21 protein-coding genes are annotated in these 19,008 nt (G+C 41.2%); 17 read left to right on the top strand and 4 right to left on the bottom strand.

Going from position 1 to position 19,008, the window contains the following annotated elements; all coding sequences use genetic code 11:
• The 3 genes from CFS04_RS12795 to CFS04_RS12785 all read left to right on the top strand — a co-directional run.
• Positions 1–242: immunoglobulin-like domain-containing protein (locus tag CFS04_RS12795; RefSeq protein ID WP_159457924.1), on the top strand; the 242-nt coding region annotated here is incomplete at its 5' end.
• Positions 243–419: 177 nt separating this feature from the next.
• Entirely contained in the window at positions 420–611 is a 192-nt protein-coding gene (locus CFS04_RS12790) for a hypothetical protein (RefSeq protein WP_088811074.1), read from the top strand.
• A 22-nt stretch (positions 612–633) separates the two neighbouring features.
• Positions 634–1,296 carry a type II CAAX prenyl endopeptidase Rce1 family protein gene (locus tag CFS04_RS12785; protein WP_159457915.1) on the top strand — a complete coding sequence of 221 codons (663 nt, stop codon included), beginning with the start codon at positions 634–636 and terminating at the stop codon, positions 1,294–1,296.
• A gap of 33 nt (positions 1,297–1,329) precedes the next feature.
• Here CFS04_RS12785 and pdxT read toward each other — a convergent pair whose 3' ends face one another.
• Entirely contained in the window at positions 1,330–1,896 is a 567-nt protein-coding gene (gene pdxT / locus CFS04_RS12780) for a pyridoxal 5'-phosphate synthase glutaminase subunit PdxT (protein WP_088811072.1), read from the bottom strand.
• A 1-nt stretch (position 1,897) separates the two neighbouring features.
• Positions 1,898–2,785: a pyridoxal 5'-phosphate synthase lyase subunit PdxS gene (gene pdxS, locus CFS04_RS12775; protein WP_088811071.1), complete on the bottom strand. Its 888-nt coding sequence runs from the start codon at positions 2,783–2,785 to the stop codon at positions 1,898–1,900.
• A 111-nt stretch (positions 2,786–2,896) separates the two neighbouring features.
• Here pdxS and CFS04_RS12770 point away from each other — a divergent pair, with 111 nt between their 5' ends.
• The 3 genes from CFS04_RS12770 to CFS04_RS12760 all read left to right on the top strand — a co-directional run bounded on the left by CFS04_RS12770 (position 2,897) and on the right by CFS04_RS12760 (position 6,341).
• A complete protein-coding gene (locus tag CFS04_RS12770) occupies positions 2,897–4,312 on the top strand; it encodes a PLP-dependent aminotransferase family protein (protein WP_088811070.1) in 1,416 nt (471 codons plus the stop codon).
• Positions 4,313–4,369: 57 nt separating this feature from the next.
• Positions 4,370–4,837: a MarR family transcriptional regulator gene (locus CFS04_RS12765; RefSeq protein WP_088811069.1), complete on the top strand. Its 468-nt coding sequence runs from the start codon at positions 4,370–4,372 to the stop codon at positions 4,835–4,837.
• A 100-nt stretch (positions 4,838–4,937) separates the two neighbouring features.
• Positions 4,938–6,341 carry a DHA2 family efflux MFS transporter permease subunit gene (locus CFS04_RS12760; protein WP_088811068.1) on the top strand — a complete coding sequence of 468 codons (1,404 nt, stop codon included), beginning with the start codon at positions 4,938–4,940 and terminating at the stop codon, positions 6,339–6,341.
• 20 nt (positions 6,342–6,361) lie between these two features.
• Here the strand turns inward: CFS04_RS12760 and CFS04_RS12755 are convergent, their stop codons facing one another.
• The gene (locus CFS04_RS12755; protein ID WP_088811067.1) at positions 6,362–6,703 is read right to left on the bottom strand and encodes a YxeA family protein; all 342 of its coding nucleotides are present in this window, start codon (positions 6,701–6,703) and stop codon (positions 6,362–6,364) included.
• A gap of 194 nt (positions 6,704–6,897) precedes the next feature.
• On the opposite strand from CFS04_RS12755, the gene CFS04_RS12750 reads away from it, so the two are divergent.
• The 6 genes from CFS04_RS12750 to CFS04_RS12725 all read left to right on the top strand — a co-directional run bounded on the left by CFS04_RS12750 (position 6,898) and on the right by CFS04_RS12725 (position 13,172).
• The gene (locus CFS04_RS12750) at positions 6,898–8,232 is read left to right on the top strand and encodes an MATE family efflux transporter (protein WP_088811066.1); all 1,335 of its coding nucleotides are present in this window, start codon (positions 6,898–6,900) and stop codon (positions 8,230–8,232) included.
• 439 nt (positions 8,233–8,671) lie between these two features.
• Positions 8,672–10,945: a ribonucleoside-diphosphate reductase subunit alpha gene (locus CFS04_RS12745; protein WP_088811065.1), complete on the top strand. Its 2,274-nt coding sequence runs from the start codon at positions 8,672–8,674 to the stop codon at positions 10,943–10,945.
• A gap of 86 nt (positions 10,946–11,031) precedes the next feature.
• Positions 11,032–12,081: a ribonucleotide-diphosphate reductase subunit beta gene (locus CFS04_RS12740; protein ID WP_088811064.1), complete on the top strand. Its 1,050-nt coding sequence runs from the start codon at positions 11,032–11,034 to the stop codon at positions 12,079–12,081.
• Positions 12,078–12,512, top strand: coding sequence for a flavodoxin (locus CFS04_RS12735; protein ID WP_088811063.1), 435 nt, complete (start codon positions 12,078–12,080; stop codon positions 12,510–12,512). The genes CFS04_RS12740 and CFS04_RS12735 overlap by 4 nt, the downstream gene beginning before the upstream one ends.
• Positions 12,509–12,835, top strand: a complete 327-nt coding sequence (locus CFS04_RS12730; RefSeq protein WP_088811062.1) for a thioredoxin family protein — start codon at positions 12,509–12,511, stop codon at positions 12,833–12,835. The genes CFS04_RS12735 and CFS04_RS12730 overlap by 4 nt, the downstream gene beginning before the upstream one ends.
• 49 nt (positions 12,836–12,884) lie before the next feature.
• The gene (locus CFS04_RS12725) at positions 12,885–13,172 is read left to right on the top strand and encodes a nucleotide pyrophosphohydrolase (RefSeq protein WP_088811075.1); all 288 of its coding nucleotides are present in this window, start codon (positions 12,885–12,887) and stop codon (positions 13,170–13,172) included.
• 51 nt (positions 13,173–13,223) lie between these two features.
• Here CFS04_RS12725 and CFS04_RS12720 read toward each other — a convergent pair whose 3' ends face one another.
• Positions 13,224–13,403, bottom strand: coding sequence for a hypothetical protein (locus tag CFS04_RS12720; protein ID WP_088811061.1), 180 nt, complete (start codon positions 13,401–13,403; stop codon positions 13,224–13,226).
• Between the two features lie 200 nt (positions 13,404–13,603).
• Between CFS04_RS12720 and CFS04_RS12715 the strand changes: the two genes are divergently transcribed.
• The 5 genes from CFS04_RS12715 to CFS04_RS12695 all read left to right on the top strand — a co-directional run bounded on the left by CFS04_RS12715 (position 13,604) and on the right by CFS04_RS12695 (position 18,787).
• Positions 13,604–13,918 (top strand): nucleoside triphosphate pyrophosphohydrolase family protein, encoded by a 315-nt coding sequence (locus CFS04_RS12715; RefSeq protein ID WP_088811060.1) that lies wholly within the window; start codon positions 13,604–13,606, stop codon positions 13,916–13,918.
• Between the two features lie 193 nt (positions 13,919–14,111).
• On the top strand, positions 14,112–15,128 hold the full coding sequence (locus CFS04_RS12710; RefSeq protein WP_088811059.1) for a PTS transporter subunit IIC: 1,017 nt from the start codon (positions 14,112–14,114) through the stop codon (positions 15,126–15,128).
• 783 nt (positions 15,129–15,911) lie between these two features.
• The gene (locus CFS04_RS12705; RefSeq protein WP_088811058.1) at positions 15,912–16,826 is read left to right on the top strand and encodes an iron-hydroxamate ABC transporter substrate-binding protein; all 915 of its coding nucleotides are present in this window, start codon (positions 15,912–15,914) and stop codon (positions 16,824–16,826) included.
• A gap of 15 nt (positions 16,827–16,841) precedes the next feature.
• Positions 16,842–17,822: an iron ABC transporter permease gene (locus CFS04_RS12700; protein WP_088811057.1), complete on the top strand. Its 981-nt coding sequence runs from the start codon at positions 16,842–16,844 to the stop codon at positions 17,820–17,822.
• Positions 17,819–18,787, top strand: coding sequence for an iron ABC transporter permease (locus CFS04_RS12695; RefSeq protein ID WP_088811056.1), 969 nt, complete (start codon positions 17,819–17,821; stop codon positions 18,785–18,787). The genes CFS04_RS12700 and CFS04_RS12695 overlap by 4 nt, the downstream gene beginning before the upstream one ends.
• The last annotated feature ends 221 nt before the right edge of the window (positions 18,788–19,008 follow it).

Genomic DNA, 19,008 nt, shown 5'->3' with positions numbered 1-19,008 from the left:
ACTATTTCGCCGTTTCAACAGATTCTTACGTACAAGGAACGTTCACAGGAAGTGTGAAATATGTTTCCCTTGTTGTGAATGGCACAGAATACGTGAAAACCCCTGTAAAAGATGCGAACACGTGGAGCTATTACTCTAAAGGCAAGATTGCGATGGGTGATACGGTTTCTGTGAAAGGGTACAATGTCGCAGGCATTGTAGTGGATGAAAAACCAGTCAATGTAGTAATTAGTCCACAGTAGCCGTATACTAAGAAAATTTTGATATAAATTAAACAGTGACGAAATCCATAGAAGATTTTGTTGCTGTTTTTTTGTAGCTTACATTAATGTAATGATTTTTGCGACCAATTCCCTATTCCAATTAACGCTTTTAAGTTTTAAAGTATATTATGTCAAATAAGTGAGGAGTTGAGCAAATTGGTTGTTAGCCAGCTTTTTTTCGCAGAGATGTTGGGAATTTGGTTTTTTATTCTGGCCGCGTTAATTGTGTTGCTTTTTATATTTTTGATGGATAGGAAGAGTAAAACTTTAAAAGAGGCAGCGAAAAGGGAGGAAATGTTTGAAAAAAATAAGAAGTGGGAAGCAATAAGAAAAGTCTTGCCCAAGTAATCTTAGAGAGTAGGTGAAAACGTTGGAAAAGCTATTATTTCAATCAAAAAGAAATTATTTTCTAGTATTATTAGCGGTAGCTGTCGGTTTTGCTCAACTTATTATTCATAGTCCGCTACCACTTTTCATTCAACAAATTATTTTTACAGGCTTGCCAGTTATAACTTGGATTTGGCTTGAAAAAGCTAGTTTTAAAGCCCTATTCTCTAAACTTACAGTGAAAGGGATAGTGAAAGCGATACTATGGACATTTGCTGCTAATCTATTGGTTTTTATTGTTTCTGTTCTTTATGTATCACTTGTTGGAAAAAATAATATAACAGCTAATCCAATCGTTGAAACTAGCCTTCATTTACTGAACTGGTTCGGTATTTTTATCCAACTTTTTGGAGAAGAAATTTTAAGTATTGCACTTTTGATAGCTGTTTTTGCGCGGTGTAGAAAAAAACTAACACAAAAAACAAGCACATTGATAGCCACGATTTGCTGTGGGATTATTTTTGCGCTTCTTCATTTAAGTACTTATGGCTGGAATGTGGGGCAAGTTTTGTTGCTCTTATTTATTCCACGAGTGATTATGAACTATGTCTTCTTAAAAGCTGAAAAATCACCATCTATTATTTCAAGCTGGCTGACGCATAGTCTGTATGACACGTTAAGCATTATCGCATCGATTGTTTTATAAAAGAGCCACGTATAATCAATACGCGGCTTTCTTTTATAAACACTTTTCAATGAAGTAGGTCATGAAACGTGGATCGTTTGTTAGTTCGGGATGAAAAGCGGTGACGAGGATGTTTTTTTCATGCGCGGCTACAATTTTGTCATCGATACGTGCTAAAACCGTTACACCTTCGCCAACTTTTTCAATATAGGGGGCGCGAATGAAAATGGCGCGGAAGGGAGCTTCGCCAAGGGGAGCAATTTGTAAGTCTGCTTCGAAGCTCATTTTTTGGCGGCCAAAGCCATTTCGAACGGCGGTGTAGTCCGCGAACTTGAAGCTGGGATCGCCAGTTGAAATTGCGCTTGCAGAAAGGACGAGCCCGGCACATGTTCCGAAAATTCCACGGCCGCTATTCGCAAAATCAGATAGTGGCTCACTAAAATGGTATTTTTCAATCAGACGTCGCATAGTAGTGCTTTCTCCTCCGGGCAAAATCAGACCGTCAAGTGGGGCTAGTTCCTCCGGGTGTTTAATAGGCATCGCTTTGTGCCCGGTTTTTTCAATCATTGCCAGATGCTCTGAAACGGCGCCTTGTAGCGCTAAAACTCCAATGGTTTTCATATTACCAGCCTCGGTCTTGCATGCGTTCAGCTGGATCTAGTTTGGAGATTTCAATGCCTTTCATGGCTGTTCCGAGTTCTTTCGAAAGTTTGCCAATTAATTCGTAGTCTGTGAAATAGGTTGTTGCTTGTACGATGGCGCTTGCGAATTTGGCAGGGTTGTCAGATTTGAAAATTCCAGAGCCAACAAACACGCCGTCTGCGCCTAGTTCCATCATTAGTGCCGCATCAGCAGGTGTTGCCACACCGCCAGCCGCAAAATTGACAACAGGTAATTTTCCTAATGTTTTAATTTCCTTTAAAAGTTCATACGGTGCACCTAAATTTTTAGCGGCTGTCATTAGTTCATCTTGATTCATGCCTGTAATTTGACTAATTTGACTGTTCACTTTGCGCATATGTCGCACGGCTTCAACGATGTTTCCTGTTCCCGGTTCACCTTTTGTTCTGAGCATGGCCGCCCCTTCACCAATTCTTCTGAGTGCTTCACCTAAGTCGCGGCAACCGCAGACAAATGGTACGGTGAACTCGCTTTTTAACAAATGATATTCTTCGTCTGCTGGTGTGAGCACTTCGCTTTCATCGATATAGTCGACGCCCATTGCCTCTAGGACGCGTGCTTCGGTGATATGCCCGATGCGAGCTTTCGCCATGACAGGAATGGAAACGGCATCCATAACTTCCTGAACGATACGTGGGTCTGCCATGCGAGCTACCCCGCCGGCTGCACGAATATCGGAAGGGACGCGTTCGAGTGCCATAACAGCAACGGCACCAGCCTCTTCTGCGATTTTTGCTTGTTCAGCGTTGACAACGTCCATAATGACGCCACCTTTTTGCATTTGCGCCATACCTCGTTTAACTACCTCAGTTCCAACAACTTTATCCAAAAAAAACGCCTCCTTGTACGATTATATTTCTTATGTTAAGCTAATTCTTATAAAATAAAAACAGCCAATTGGTTGTTTTTTTACCCAGCCAATTTTAAAGGGAGTGATTTGATGTGGCAGCTAAATAAGGAGGTGTCGAAACCGTTTTATTTACAGCTTGTGCAATTAGTTGAAGCAAAAATTTCGTCGGGTGAGCTCTTGCCAGGCGAAAAACTTCCGCCTGAACGGAAACTCGCGTCTGAACTTGGTGTCAATCGGTCCACTGTCGCGCGCGCATTCGATGAGCTAAAAGCGAGTGGGGTGCTTGTTGCGGTTCAAGGAAGTGGTACGCATGTCAATGAGGAAAAATGGGGTGTCGCGGCTTTCCAAACAAATTGGCGGCATTACGTTCAAAAAGGCGCGTTTAGTCATGAGATTCCATATATCCGGAAAATGGCGGAGGTGGCGACCGAAAGAGATGTGATTGATTTAGCGACAGGGGAGCTACCGCTTGACCTTGCGCCGAGTCTTTCGATGCCAGAAATGTCATGGCAAACTTTTTTGCGTGAGGAAAATCAGAATGACGCTTTGGGGTATTTGCCGCTTCGGAAAACGATTCGCAAAGAGTTGGAAGAAGAACAGGGGCTTTCTGTGAATGAAACGCAATTAATTGTGACATCCGGTGCGCAACAAGCCTTGTTTTTAATTACACAATGCCTGCTCTCACCATTTGATGCGATTGCGATTGAAGCGCCGTCTTATTTTTATTCCTTATCTTTATTTCAATCGGCTGGTTTGCGCATTTTTGCTTTGCCGATGGACGAGGAGGGGGTTAAAACGGAGGAATTGGAACGGTTGTATCAGAAACACCGCATTAAAATGGTGTTTATGAATCCCACTTTCCAAAATCCGACTGGGCGGGTAATGTCAGAAGCGCGGCGCCGCGAATTTGTGAAAACTTGTGCGGCACTTCGGATTCCGATTGTGGAAGATGATCCATTCGGAGCGCTCACTTATGGGGGCAAAATGGGGATTACGCCGCTTAAAAAATTGGATGATGAAAACGTCCTTTACATTGGCTCACTTTCAAAAGTACTGGGATCCACAACGCGCATTGGTTTTTTAGCTGGTCCTGTCGCCGTCGTTCGGCGTTTGGCATCGGCACGGCAAGAAATGGATTTTGGTCTAAGCATTTTCCCGCAAGTGCTAGCGAATCAAGTTTTGTCACAGCCAAGCTATAAGGTGCACATTCAAAACTTACACGCAATTTTGTTGGAACGAGCAAACATCTTAACCGCTGCTTTAGAAAAATATGCGCCTGAAATTCACTTCGAAAAACCAGTTGGAGGCTTCCATTTGTGGGCGACGCTTCCGACTAAGTCTGTGCAAAAAGCCGATTTTGACGCGCTTCTGAAGGAGAAACTGTTGGTGATGCCAGGGTATTTATTCGGCGTTAAAGAGAATAAAGTGCGGCTTAGTTTTGCGCAAATCACGAAGGAAGCGGCGGAAAAAGCGGCAAAAATTTTGCGCGCATCTTATGAGAAGTGATTTTGTTGTATGGGAAACAAAACTGGGCTATACTAAAGTTGAGAACGGAGGGCGGCGATGGAAAAACAAGAAGAGGTTATAGTGAAATTTCGCGATTTGTTCAATAAAATGGCATGGCTAAATAAAGAAAAGATGGCAGAGGCGCTTGATGGCTACAAGCCTTCTGAAGTGCACTGCATTGAGTTTATTGGACAAAATGTAGATCCAAATGTAACTAAAATGGCAGAAGAGCTTTATATGACACGTGGAGCAATTAGCAAGATTACGAAAAAATTGTTGAAAAAAGGTTATGTAGAATGCTATCAAAAAGTGGCGAACAAAAAAGAAGTTTATTTTTCTTTAACACCAGAGGGGAAAAAAATTTATGATATTCACGACCGCTTGCATAAAACTTTCCAAGAGCGGGATCAAGTTGTCTTTGACCAAGTGGCGGAACCGCAATTTGACGCGATGCTGCGATTTATCGAGATGTATAGCGCGCATTTAGATAATGAGATAAAAAAAGAAGGGCGCGACATGCGCTAGAGAATCTCTTTTAAATAGAGGTTCTTTTTTTGTTGACAAGGAAACAAAGAGATGATATTGTTTTGTTGACGAGGAAACAAAAAACGAGAAGGAGAACAAAATGAAAGAAAAGATACCTAAAGAAACTTTAACAGCTGCGTGGGCTATCGCATTAGCTGCCATTGCGCCAATGCTAGACTCCACGATGATTAATATTGCGGTGGATCAATTCAATCTGGAGTTCCATACAACAATTGATATCGTTCAGTGGGGCATTACGGGTTATGTGTTAGCACTCGCCATTGCCGTCCCGATTTCGGGGTGGCTCATGAATCAATTTAATGGGAAGAAAGTGTTTATCGGGGCGGTCATTGCGTTTGGTGCAACCTCCGTTTTAGCTGGCATTAGTTGGAACATCACAAGCTTTATTTTCTTCCGTTTGCTACAAGGCGCTGCGGCAGGCATTATTACACCCCTTATGACCACACTTTTGGTGAAAACAGCGGGGCCAAAAAATTTAGGAAGGGTGATGGCAATTGTTAGTACGCCGATGATTTTAGGTCCCATTTTAGGTCCTGTCATTGGTGGCGTGATTCTTCAATTTGCGAGTTGGCATTGGCTTTTCTTTATTAACGTCTTTGTTGTAGGCATCGCAGTGCCGCTCATGAATAGGTCGCTGCCTGATTTTCAGCCGTTTAATAAAGCGAGTAAACTTGACGTTTTAGGTATCCTAACGCTATCGCTGTTTAGTGCAGCCCTCATTTACGGCATTACAAAAGCGGCGAGCTATCAAACGTTTTACAATAAGGAAACCTTGATTTGGCTCGCAATTGGCTGTATCTCGGCCTTGGCGTATGTGATAAACAATCAGCTCAAAAAGAACAGAACCGTCGTCCCGCTCGTTTTATTCAAGTATAAAAGTTTTGCTGCTTCGAGTGCCGGACTGTTTCTCGCTAATATCGCGATTATGGGGCCGATGTTCATTTTACCGCTCTTTTTCATCCATCTACATCATTTTACAACGATAGAAGCCGCGCTCGCGCTCATTCCGCAAGGTGTCGGCATGTTGATTACTAGACCTTTTATTGGAAAAATGATTGACCAAGTTGGCGCAAAATCCGTTGTATTTATTAGTTTGGCGTTGTCGATTTTGGGCACGCTCCCGTTCGTTTTTGTCACCGAGCAAACGAGTATGGTGTGGCTGTCGATTTTCCTCTTTATTCGCGGTCTTAGCGTTGGCGGAATTAATTTGCCGCTGATGAGTGATGCCTACACGGGGCTAAAAGACGAACAAATTCCTGAAGCGAGCATCGGTGTGACGATTACGGAAAATCTTGGCGCGAGTTTTGGAACAGCCATCATAGCGACCGCTGTTGCAGCGGTAATGCAAGGCACAACGCCGTCCATTTCGGCGAGCCTAAACGGCTATCATGCAGGCTTTTTAGTATCGCTTATCGCGCTTGTTCTCATTGCCATTCCAAGTTTATTTTTAACACATAAAAAAACAGGAAGCAACATGTCGTAAATTTGACATTGCTTCCTGTTTTATTTTTCTGCTAAGTATTGAATGTTTTTTGGTAAAGTATTGATTCTTTTGTAGTTCATCACAAGCTTATTGCCAGAAACTACAATTTTATATTGCTCGTTTTTCGGAAGTTTTTTTTCACTTAAAAAGGATAGGGTTTTAGCATGCCCTTTGCTATCAAATACTTTCTCCGTATAAGAATAGCCTTTAAATTGGTCTTTTTTGACGATTTTACCTTCAGACTTCATTTTTACAAAATAAGGTGCTGCTGTTTTTTCGTCTGGTAACATATATTCAAAAACGAGGACAGTCACCATTAATAAACTGGATAAAAGTAGAATAAGTGCTTTTTTATTTTTCATTGAACTCGTCCTTTCTTTACTTGATGAATTACTTCAAGTTTAACGCAAATGTTCAAGTGAATCCCTCGGGTAAACTAACAAAACGCCGGATTAACCTTACAATTTTGTCATTTTAAAAAAGGGTTGCTTTTTCTGCGCAAATTATGGTTTAATAGAATAGCTAATAAACGTTAGGTAAAAAAGAAGGTGTTAGAATGAAATCAATCGATGCTCGTATGGAGCAAGATTCAGTATTAAAAGTTTTTCTAAGGTATTTAATCCCGTCACTAACCGGGATGCTACTTATGTCGGTCAATATCGTGATGGACGGCATTTTTGTTGGACACAGACTTGGCGGTGTAGCGCTTGCGGGCATTAATATCGCCGTGCCCGTTTTTTCCATCTTTACAGCAATTTCACTCTGGATTGGCATTGGCGGGGCCACACAATATTCGTTCGCTCTAGGGGAGAAGAAAATAAAAAAAGCACAGCAAATTTTTACGCGCTCCATCATTTTAGTTATCAGTATTACGATTATGCTGGCGATAATTGCGTTCATTTTCCGCGTGCCGCTCGCCTATCTACTTGGCGCAAACGATGAAACACTACCATATGTCATGGACTACATGAACGTATTACTCCTTTTTGGATTCGTGTTAACACTTGAAAATATTTTAAGCATTTTTGTCCGCAACGACGGGGATCCTAATTTAGCGATGATGGCTCTAATTGCAACCGCAGTCATCAACATCATTTTAAATTACCTCTTCTTATTCGTCTTGAACCTTGGCGTAAGAGGGTCTGCACTTGCAACAATGTCTGCCATAGCGATTGGCGTACTGATTTTGTGCACACATTTTTTCAAAAAATCTAGCCATTTAAAACTAGCCAAAAGTCGCGTCACGGGTCAGTCGATAAAACGTACACTCTCCATCGGCCTCCCTAGTTTCCTGTCAGAGCTAGGCATGTCGGTGTTTACGATGGGGTACAACATCGCTATTGCTGCTGTTGCAGGAACAGCAGGTGTGGCAGCCTTTTCCGTACTCAACTATACGCACAGCGTGATTTTAATGCTGTTTTTAGGCATGGGTTCGGCCATTCAACCGCTTATAAGCTATTACCGCGGAGCTAAAATGGCGGCACGAGAAACAGCGACCATCCGCTTATCGGTTTCCGTTGCTTTTGGAACAGGTTTGTTGTTCTTTATCGCAGGGCTCCTTTTCGCCGACAATATCGTCAATTTGTTTGGAAACTTTGACCAAGAAATCCATGACCTTGCTGTTCTAGGCGTACGCGTCTTTTTCTCCGGCTACTTATTTATGGGCTTTAACTTCGTGATGATGACCTATTTCCAAACAACCGACAGAATTGGTATGGCCACGTTCATTACTGTTGCACGCGAGCTCATTTTAATGGTCATTTTCCTAGTCATCTTACCGCCAATTTTAGGCGCAACAGGCGTTTTTGTGGCTATTCCTATTTCGGAACTCATCGTGGCCACTTCCATTTTCATATACGCCTATAAGAAACATGTTTTCAAGAAAGTATAAATTTGAAAAGCATTCGAATTCGGATGCTTTTTTAGTTTGTGAAAATAAATGATCCATAAATCATTTGACAATTTTCAATTACTAAATCTTGTTTTAAAGGTATGGAATTTCACTATAGGTTGTATGTAATGTGATGTAGTTTGTATAATGGTTCACAATGAAAAATAAGCGGAAAAAATTTTTTAAAGCTCTAAATGCTGATGATAGAATAGCTGAATGCGTTTTTTAATAAAAACCCCAAGCACTATATCTTGAATTCACAATGAAAAAGTTATACTATATATAGTGTCATAAAAATAAATTGCATCGTGGAATGTAACTTTTTTTAGCGCCATATTGGGAGCCTTCAAAAAGTTCATTTTTATGTGTTAACATAATTGCGTGCAATCGAATTGTATTGGAGTTTTATGTATTATTGTTGAGGAAATGGGGAGTGCAAATGACGACGTATATTATTAAAGATGGTGGAAATCGTAAATTACCGTTTGACAAAGAGCGTTTAAACAGATATTTAGACAAAATTCATGCGGAATTTCCGAAACTGGACATCGAAGAGTATAAACGTAAAATTTTTAATTTTATTGAGAAGAAAGAAGCGTATGCTGCAGATGAATTAGTGGATTACTTAATTCGTGAGGCAGAGGCGCGTACGGATATTCATTTGCCGGAATGGGAACATTTTGCAGCGCGTTTATACTTGAATAAGCTTTATAAAAAAGCAAGTAAAAATCGCTTTTATAATGATGACGATAAATATGGCTCTTACGTTGGTCTACAAGAAAGTTTAGGCGAAAGAGGGATTTATTCTGGAAATATTTTAAAGAATTATTCGAAGGAAGAATTAATTGAAGCAGGTAAAATGATTGACCCGGAGAAAGATAAATTGTTTACATACAACGGTCTTTATTTACTTGCGACTCGCTATTTAGCAACAGACCAGGCACGAAACGTTTATGAGCTGCCACAAGAACGCTGGCTGACAATTGCACTGTATTTAATGCAGGAGGAACCAAAAGCAAAACGTATGGAGCTTGTGAACGAGGCTTACTGGGCGTTAAGTAATTTATACATGACAGTGGCAACACCAACCCTTGCGAATGCTGGGAAAACGGGTGGGCAATTGTCGAGTTGCTTCATTGATACGATTGATGATAGCTTGCAAGGAATTTATGATAGCAACACGGATGTTGCGCGTGTATCCAAACACGGCGGCGGTGTTGGTGCTTATATCGGTTATGTTCGTTCAACAGGCGCTGCGATTCGCGGTGTGAAAGGTGCAAGCGGTGGTGTGATTCCATGGATTAAACAATTGAATAATACAGCTGTAAGTGTCGATCAATTAGGGCAACGCAAAGGCGCTATCGCGGTTTATCTAGATGTTTTCCATAAAGATATTGAAATGTTTTTAGATTTACGTCTAAACAACGGAGACCAACGTTTACGCGCGCATGATGTCTTTACGGCAGTATGTATTCCGGACTTATTTATGGAAACCGTCGAACGCCGCGGCGATTGGTATTTGTTCGACCCGCATGAAGTCAAAGCGAAAAAAGGCTGGTACTTGCAGGACTTTTATGATGAAGAAAAAGGCGAAGGCTCTTTTAGAGAAAAATATGAAGAACTAGTTGCCGACGAAACGATTAGTAAAAAAATCGTGAAAGCAATTGATATTATGAAACGAATTATGGTAAGCCAACTTGAAACTGGGAATCCATTTATGTTTTACCGTGATGAAGTTAATCGCATGAATCCAAATAAACATGAAGGTATGATTTATTCGAGTAATTTATGTACGGAAATCATGCAAAATATGAGTCCAACAAGAATGATTCAGGAAATCATTTCCGGGGATCAAATTGTCATTACGAAACAGGCGGGCGACTTTGTTGTATGTAATTTGTCATCGGTGAATCTTGGTCGTGCTGTTACGGCGGGCGACGAAGTACTGGAACGCTTAATTGCGATTGAAGTGCGGATGCTTGATAATGTCATTGACTTGAATGAACTTCCGGTACCACAAGCGACCATTACAAACCGCAAGTATCGTTCAATCGGTCTTGGTACATTTGGTTGGCATCACTTACTTGCCCAAAAAAATATTGCGTGGGATTCTACAGAAGCCGAAGAATTTGCGGACGAGTTATATGAAAAAATCAACTTTTTAACTATAAAAGCAAGTGCCGAAATCGCGAAAGAAAAAGGCGCATATAAAATCTTCAAAGGTAGTGATTGGAATACGGGTGAATATTTCGCGCGCCGTAAGTATACAAGTGATGCTTGGCGTGAACTTGCGGAAGATGTGGCTGAAAACGGTATTCGAAACGCCTATCTTGTGGCAGTAGCTCCGAACATGAGCACGGCTCAAATCGCGGGTTCAACAGCTTCTATCGACCCAATCTACAGCGCATTTTATTACGAAGAGAAGAAAGATTACAGAAGACCAGTAATTGCGCCTGGTTTAAGCTTAAACACTTACCCGTACTATGAAAAAGGTGCGTATAAAGTGGATCAGTTTGCAAGTGTTCGTCAAAACGGACGTAGACAGCGCCACGTGGACCAATCTTTAAGCTTTAACTTCTATGTGCCAAGCGGTATTAAGGCTAGCAAATTGCTAGAACTACACTTAAACGCTTGGAAAGAAGGATTAAAAACAACCTACTATGTGCGCTCAAATGACATTGATGTTGACGAGTGTGAATGGTGCTCAAGCTGATAAAAATAAAACACGAATTTGGACTGGCGGTTGCTTTAAATCGCTAGTCTGAATGATTCTATCACATATTTGGGAGGAGCTTTAGGATGAGCGAACAAAACAAAGAATTAACGAGAATTAAAATATTAGAACCGTTAAGTCCCAACCGTTCAACGGCAATTATTAACGGGGAAACAAGCGGCATTTTAAACTGGAATGATATTCCTTATCCATCTTTTTACCGGGCGTATAAGGAACTTTCAACAAACTACTGGATTCCAGATGAAGTGGATATGAAAGGTGATGCAAAACAGTATCCGGAATTATCAGAAGAAGAACGCTATGCTTTTGATGCGATTATCGGTTTACTAGCAACACTTGACTCGCCGCAAACGCGTTTCATTTATAACATTGCAGAATATGTAACCGATCCGGCTGTTCATGCGAATGCTGCCATTATTGCGCAACAAGAAGTGATTCACAATGAAAGCTATTCTTATGTGCTTGCATCGATTACAAATTTACAGGAGCAAAATCGGGTGTTTGAACTAGCGCGGACGCATCCGACAATCATTAAACGCAATGAGCCAATCATGGAAGCATACCATGACTTTATGCAAAATAAATCGGGCGAAACAATTGTTAAAGCGCTCATCCAGTCTTCTATTTTAGAAGGTATCAATTTCTATAGCGGTTTCGCTTATTTCTATAATCTTGTTCGTCAAAATAAAATGACGGGCACAGGTAAAATCATTAGCTTCATCAACCGCGACGAGCTCGCTCATTCCAAATTTATTTCAGAAGTGATTCGAGCGATTTTAGGGGAAAATCCAGAGTTACTGACAGATGAACTGATTGAGTATACAAACAATGCCTTTAAACATGCGGTAGAACTTGAATCCGAATGGTCCAAAGAAGTACTTCAAGGAATTGAAGGTATCGATGTAGAGGAAATGGTCGACTACGTAAAATACCGGGCGAACAAAATGCTTGGTATGCTAGGCATGGACGAACTTTATCCGGGTTACAGCGACAATACGATGACTTGGATTAAAGCTTACGCAGATAACTTTACAGAAACGAAAACCGACTTTTTCGAAATGCGCAATTCAAGCTATAAAAAGACGAATATCGATAACGGATTTGACGATTTATGAGAATTCTCCTCGCGTATGATTCGTTAAGTGGCAATACGAAGCTTGTAGCAGATGAAATTACGGCCGAGCTTAGAACGCTTGGGCATGATGTTACGGCTTTCCGAGTTGCGGGAGACGCGAACTATCCACTTGACGAAAGCTACGACTTGTACATTTTAGGGGCATGGACAGTCGATTACGGGAGAACACCACCAGACATGAAAGATTTTATTTATGAGTTAGGAAAACCTAGCCATGTAGCATTGTTTGGGACGGGCGAAACACAGTGGGGCGTGGAAAATTTTTGTGGGGCTGTTGATAGAATGCAAAAATTCTTTGGAACGACCTATCCAACTTTAAAAATTGAACAAATGCCTCATACGGAAAAAGACAGACAAGCGATTAAAAAATATGTCCAACAAGTTTTGGATAAAAGGAGTGAAACACTTTGACGAGTATTGAGATTAAATCATTAGAAGAATTTCAAAAACATATGGCTAGTAATGAGTTAGTATATGTGGACTTTTGGAAAGATAACTGCCCAAATTGTAAAATGTTAGATCTTTCTTTCCAAGAATTTAAAAACTCTGATCATGCTGAAAAAGTAAAAGTATTAAAAGTTAAATTAGAAGAAATGGGCGAAAACTTCTTTTTCGATCAAGATATTCGCCAAACACCTACACTCGTTTTATATCGCAGCGGCGAAGAAGTGACTCGCTTAAACGGCTTTATTCCACCTAATAAAATTGAAGAAGCCCTTGTTGCAGAGGCTTAATCATACAAAACCTTCCTTATATAAGGAAGGTTTTTTGGAAGGAGATAACATGCAAGAATTACAAAATGAAATTACAGCTTTTCTAAAGGAGAAAAATTGGGCGGATCAGTACGCCTATAAAAAAGATTTGGCGCTGTCGATTTCAATTGAAGCGGCAGAACTGTTAGAATGTTTTCAGTGGAAATCTTCAGACGAAGCTATAGCTATAAATCGTGAAGAAATTTTAGAAGAAGTGGCAGATGTGATGATTTACGCGCTGCAGCTTGTTGAAAGCTTAGGAGAAGACGGGGCGGAAGTCATTAGAAGAAAGCTCGAAATCAATCGACGACGGTCATGAAAAAAGCCGCGTAATGTCTGACAAAATCAGGCGATTACGCGGCTTTATATGTCAACGGAAAGAATAACTTCTCGAACGACGTTTTTTCGCTTTCATAAAGAGTAAAATACTCATGATGATGAACAAAAGGCAAATGAGAAACACGAAAAAACCAATTAAACCTGAAATGCTAAATGAAACAGCGACACCGACAATTCCGAGGATAAGTAAAATAAGTGCTGTAATTTTCACGTACAAGCTCCTTTCAAAAAAATCTCGTACATTCATTATAACGAAAAGCGAACCAAATTTTAAGAGGGAAAAGAGAAAAAATTTTTAAAGAAAAAGGGTTGGGGGAGCATAGGTTCGCATTTTTTGAGATTAGTCAAGACTGCAAATAGAATTCTTTTTTTGATATAGTGAAGTAGAATATGTTACAGGGGGAGTAAGGAATGAACTTTAATGAGTATCAGGAAAAAGCGAGCAGAACGGCGGCTCACCACGAACAGGCGCTCACCAATTATGGCTTAGGGATTGCTGGTGAGGCTGGTGAAGTGACGGAAATTATTAAGAAATACGCCTTTCATGGTCATGATTTGGATAAAGAGAAGCTTACGAAGGAACTTGGCGATGTTCTTTGGTATGTTTCACAAATCGCAAAATGGGCGGATATTCAAATGGAAGATGTCGCGCATGCTAACATTGATAAATTACAAAGACGATACCCCAATGGCTTTGACCGCGAAAGAAGTAAACTTAATATTTAAGGGAAAATGGAGATGGGATTGTGGATTTTTTTCGCAATCCTATTTTTTGTGACGCGATTGAGAAAGCGCTCTATAAAGAAAAGTTAAGTGTAAAACAGATGACAAGACACTTAAAGTTAGCTTTTTTCTGAAATACCGCTTATAATGTGAAAGAAGTAATAAAAGACTAAGAGAAAAAAAGGGGTATTTTCGCATGAAAGAGTATTTTATTGATCGTTCTTACAAAGCATCAATGGGCATTGCAAATGCCGTGTTAGTCACACTGGGTATGGGCTTATTGCTCCAAACAATTGGAAATTTAACTAATCTCGATTTCCTTGTTAAAATTGGTGCAATCGGAAAAAACATGTTAATTCCAGGACTTGGAATTGGTATCGCGATATGTTTACGAGCGAATACACTCGTTGTCATTAGCGCTGCTGCCTCCGCTGTCATTGGAGGTGGCGGTATTTTGGCGCTTGAAAACGGGAGCTTTGCCATCGCTGGTGGTGAACCAGTTGGGGCCATTTTAGCCGTTCTCGTTGCCGTATGGGCAGGAAAGCGCGTTACCGGCAAGACGAAGTTTGATATGATTGTCATTCCAGCTGTTTCTCTGTTAGCAGGAGGGCTCTCAGGGCTTCTTTTTGCAAAAATTATGACGCCAATTTTAGTGACCGCAAGCGGATTCATAACGACACTCGTGTCTGGTTCGCCCGTCATTTCGTCCATGGTCATCGCGGCCGTTTTTGGCTTGCTCATTTTAAGTCCAGCGTCGTCCGCTGCGCTCGCCATTGCACTGCAATTAGATCCAACAGCAAGTGCTGCCGCATTAATTGGCTGTAGCGTTCAATTCGCTTCATTTGCCATTTTAAGTTTTCGCGACAACAATTGGGGCGGCTTTTTTGCCCAGCTCATCATTACACCAAAACTTCAAACGGCAAATATTATTCGCAAACCAAGTTTAATGTTGATACCGCTCCTAACCGCCCTTGTGGCTGGCCCAATCGGCGTCCTCGTTTTCAACTTGCAAGCTACCGCAGAAATTGCCGGCATGGGCTTATGCGCGTTTGTTGCCCCGCTATACCTCATTGCTAATTACGGAATCGAAACATTCCTAGCGTTTGTCCTCGTAGCGGTCATTTTCCCAGCAGTCGTAGCGCTCATCGTTCGTCCGATTTTACTACGAAATGAAAAACTTCGAACAGGCGATTTGAAAATCGAGTTAGAATAAGTTCGCAATATAAAACCCCCTATACATTTCGTATAGGGGGTTTTACCGATGAGTTGTCTTGCCACTCACCTGATGGCCGGTTTGCCCGATGTTTCTGTTTAAACATTTTCACTTGAGATAAAAATAACGGTTAGACTTTGATCACGCAAGTAGAGAAGTGGAGCCTTACTAATTGGAAATTACAATTAGTTGGGAAAAAAGTTAATTTTCCTGTTCCCTGACTCTTGACCGAATGATTAACATCATAAGGTAGCTACTTAACGCTTCGCCATCTTTTTTAATATACGATACTGTATTCACCTGCTTCAAAATCAAATTGAAGCGGTTGACGTAACGAAAATCCGTTTCTCAAGTCGTTTTCGAATTGAACTTTGGTCTTAGTCGCGGCTATTCACCATCGCCTTCCTCCTGCATCCAAGTTCGAAACACCATCCATCAGACGTTACCGGCATATGACAAAGCTGAAAAAATCAGCTTGTACACACACGTTTTTTACGTAGAAGCGATTTTATGCGATGTGTGCGTAATGAATTAAAAAATCTTTCATTCGCAACGCCTCTCTTTCTTTTGTTACTATATTATATCCGTTTCTCCTGTTTGTAAACGCTTTATAAGCAAAATAAGCCGAAAGATTGCTTTTTGGGAAAAATTGGCATTAAAGTGCGCCTTACGGACTATTATTTATACGGAAAAAGATTGACAGCAAGGTGAAATTCGATTATGATAAGTATCAATGAGAATGATTATCACTCTCGAAATCTAAGTGGAAAAAGGGGTAGGAAAATGAAAAAAGTTTTATTTAGTATGCTCGTTATTCTTACGCTTGCTCTTGCCGCGTGCGGTGCCAGCGATTCAGATAAAGCAGATTCAAAAGCAAATGAGGCCAAAACCATTACATATAAATCGGAAAACGGGGACATAAAAGTGCCTGCTAATCCAAAACGCGTTGTCATTTTAACTGGTTATACTGGGGATTTAATTCAACTTGGGGTCCCAATTGTGGGCGCGGATTCTTACAGTTTCGCGAATCCAAATTTTAAAGAAGGATTAAAAAATGCGAAAGAAATTTCTGAGGAAAACGTAGAGGACATTATTGCTCTAAAACCAGATTTAATTATTGGAGCGAGTACTTCGAAAAACCAAGATAAACTAAAAAAAATTGCGCCACTTGTGACTTTCACGTACGGTAAAAATGATTATTTAGAGCAACATATTGAAATTGGTAAAGTAGTAAACAAGGAAAAAGAAGCGACTGACTGGGCGGCGGATTTTGAAAAGCGTGCGGAAGCAGCCGGCCAAGAAATTAAAGATAAAATTGGCGCGGATACAACAATTTCCGTAGCTGAAAACTTTGATAAGCAACTCTATGTGTTTGGCGACAACTGGGGACGTGGCACGGAAATTTTATATCAAGCGATGAAACTCAAAATGCCGCAAACTGTAAAAGATGCCGCACTAAAAGCTGGCTACTATGCAGTTTCTCCTGAAGAACTCGGAAAATATACCGGCGATTATATGGTGCTTAGCAAAACAGAAGGTCAGGATGCCTCTTTCATGAACACAACAACGTACAAAGAGATTCCAGCTGTTAAAAATAATCACGTTTTACAAGTGAAAGCCAATGAATTCTACTTTAACGATGCATTGACGCTAGAATTCCAATTAAAAACATTTCAAGATTACTTTTTAGGAAAATAGAAAAGGTGGGTTCACATGTCCTTCAAAATGCCGATTTGGTCCAGATTTATACTCGTACTGCTTTTACTAATTGGCGCATTTGGCCTTGCCTTATCTTTTGGCTCCGTCCATTACTCGTTCGGATTTCTCTTTGATGGCTTTTTTAATGGGCAACACCAAAAAGAAATCACAACCTTATATGAACTTAGATTGCCGCGTAACATCGCGGCAATTCTGATTGGTGCGGCACTCGGGGTGTCCGGAAGTATCATGCAAGCGGTCACACGAAATCCGCTAGCCGACCCCGGGCTTCTAGGCGTTTCAGCAGGGGGCAATTTAAGTTTAGCGCTCGTCATTGCGTTCATGCCAACCCTAGCTTTCCCCGGAAAAATGCTCGCGTCTTTTCTCGGAGCTGCGCTCGGAACACTTTTTGTTTTAGCGATTAGCAAGCAGGGGAACATTTATAAAATCGTCCTCGCAGGTGCGGCGATTTCAGCGTTTCTTACGGCGATTTCGAGTGCGGTAAGTATTCTGTTTAAAACTTCCAAAGAAATGAATATGTGGACGTCCGGAGGCCTTGTAGGAACGACTTTTCATGAGGTGATTTTAATTGCTCCGGTCATTCTCTTGGCGCTTCTTGTGACGCTGTTTTTTTCAAAACAAATCGGAATCCTAACGATGAGCGATGAAGTTGCTGTTGGGCTAGGCATTTCGGTTGATCGCATGCGGCTACTCCTGTTTTTATTTGTCGCGATTTTAACCGGCGCATCTGTTGCGTTAATCGGCGAAGTAGCTTTTGTTGGTTTAATCGTCCCGCATTTCGCGCGTTTTATTGTGGGCGTGAATTATAAATACATATTGCCAATGTCAGCACTTGTTGGCGCACTATTTTTGCTGATTGCAGATACGCTAAGCCGCTCGCTTAATCCGCCTTTTGAAATTCCAATTGTGGCGATTTTATCCGTCATCGGCTTGCCGTTCTTTATTTACATCGTGAGAGGGGGACTAAAAGGATGAAAAAATCCCGTTTTATCATCATTTTTTGTACCGGACTTATCCTCCTAATCTTAACCGCTCTGTTCAATTTAACAGTAGGCACCGAGGCGTTGCCATTTTCACGCGTCCTTGCTGTTTTAACAGGTCAAGGCGAAATGCTCGAGAATTTCGTTCTATTCGATTTACGGCTGCCAAGACTGCTTATCGTTCTTTTCGGCGGCATGGCACTTGTCTTGTCTGGGAGCCTGCTCCAAACATTGATGAAAAATGACTTGGCTGATCCAGGAATCATCGGAGTCAATTCTGGTGCAGGTGTGGGTGTCGCGATATTTTTCCTATTCATACCATTTGGAGCTGCGAGCATCAATTTGATGTTGCCACTCGCAGGCGTCATTGGTGGACTCGTCACCGCGCTACTCATCATCGTCTTGTCGCGCAATAATCCGCAATATCTTATCCTAAACGGAATCGGTTTTTCCTTCGCAATGAGCGGCCTCATGGTCGTCCTCATGTCTTCTGCGAACCGCGAAAAAGTAGATTTCCTAGCTAAATGGCTGTCTGGCTCAATTTGGGGCGTCGACTGGCCGTATGTCTGGCTTATGCTCGCCATGCTCGTCCTTTTCGTGCCGCTACTCTTTTTATACAGCCATAAATTAGACCTTTTAACTTTGGATGAAAACACGATAATTAACTTAGGCTTACGGGCAGGCATTTGGCGCATTCTCTTCATCGGAATAGCCGTCGTTTTTGCTGCCGTAACCGTATCAATTACAGGTGCGATTACTTTCCTCGGCTTGATTGGTCCGCATATCGCGAAATCACTAGTCGGCCCAAAACACCGTTTCTTCATGCCTGTTGCTATGCTCATCGGTGCGGAACTATTTTTAATCGCAGACACCATCGCGAAACCATTTGATTTACCAGCCGGTATCATTGTTTCCATCATCGGCAGCCCATATTTTATCTATCTATTATTTAAAAAGTAAAGATTTCAAGAAATGAATCGACTAAAGACCTCAAAATCCGGATTTTGAGGTCTTTTTTTGTAGTAAAGTTCGAAAAACAGACACATTATAATATCTTCCTGAATGGTATACTAAAAAAGCAGATAACAAGTCAGAAGGGATGGAGATGATGAGTCGGATTGCGATTGCCGAAGTGGAGGATTTTCTAGAAAAACTGAAGAAGTCCAATACGGAGGCGAGTA

It is taken from the genome of Listeria sp. ILCC796 (assembly GCF_900186175.1).
Lineage (GTDB): Bacteria > Bacillota > Bacilli > Lactobacillales > Listeriaceae > Listeria > Listeria goaensis.
Note: the sequence above shows the minus strand (reverse complement) of the source record. Positions and strands in the feature narration are given on the sequence as shown.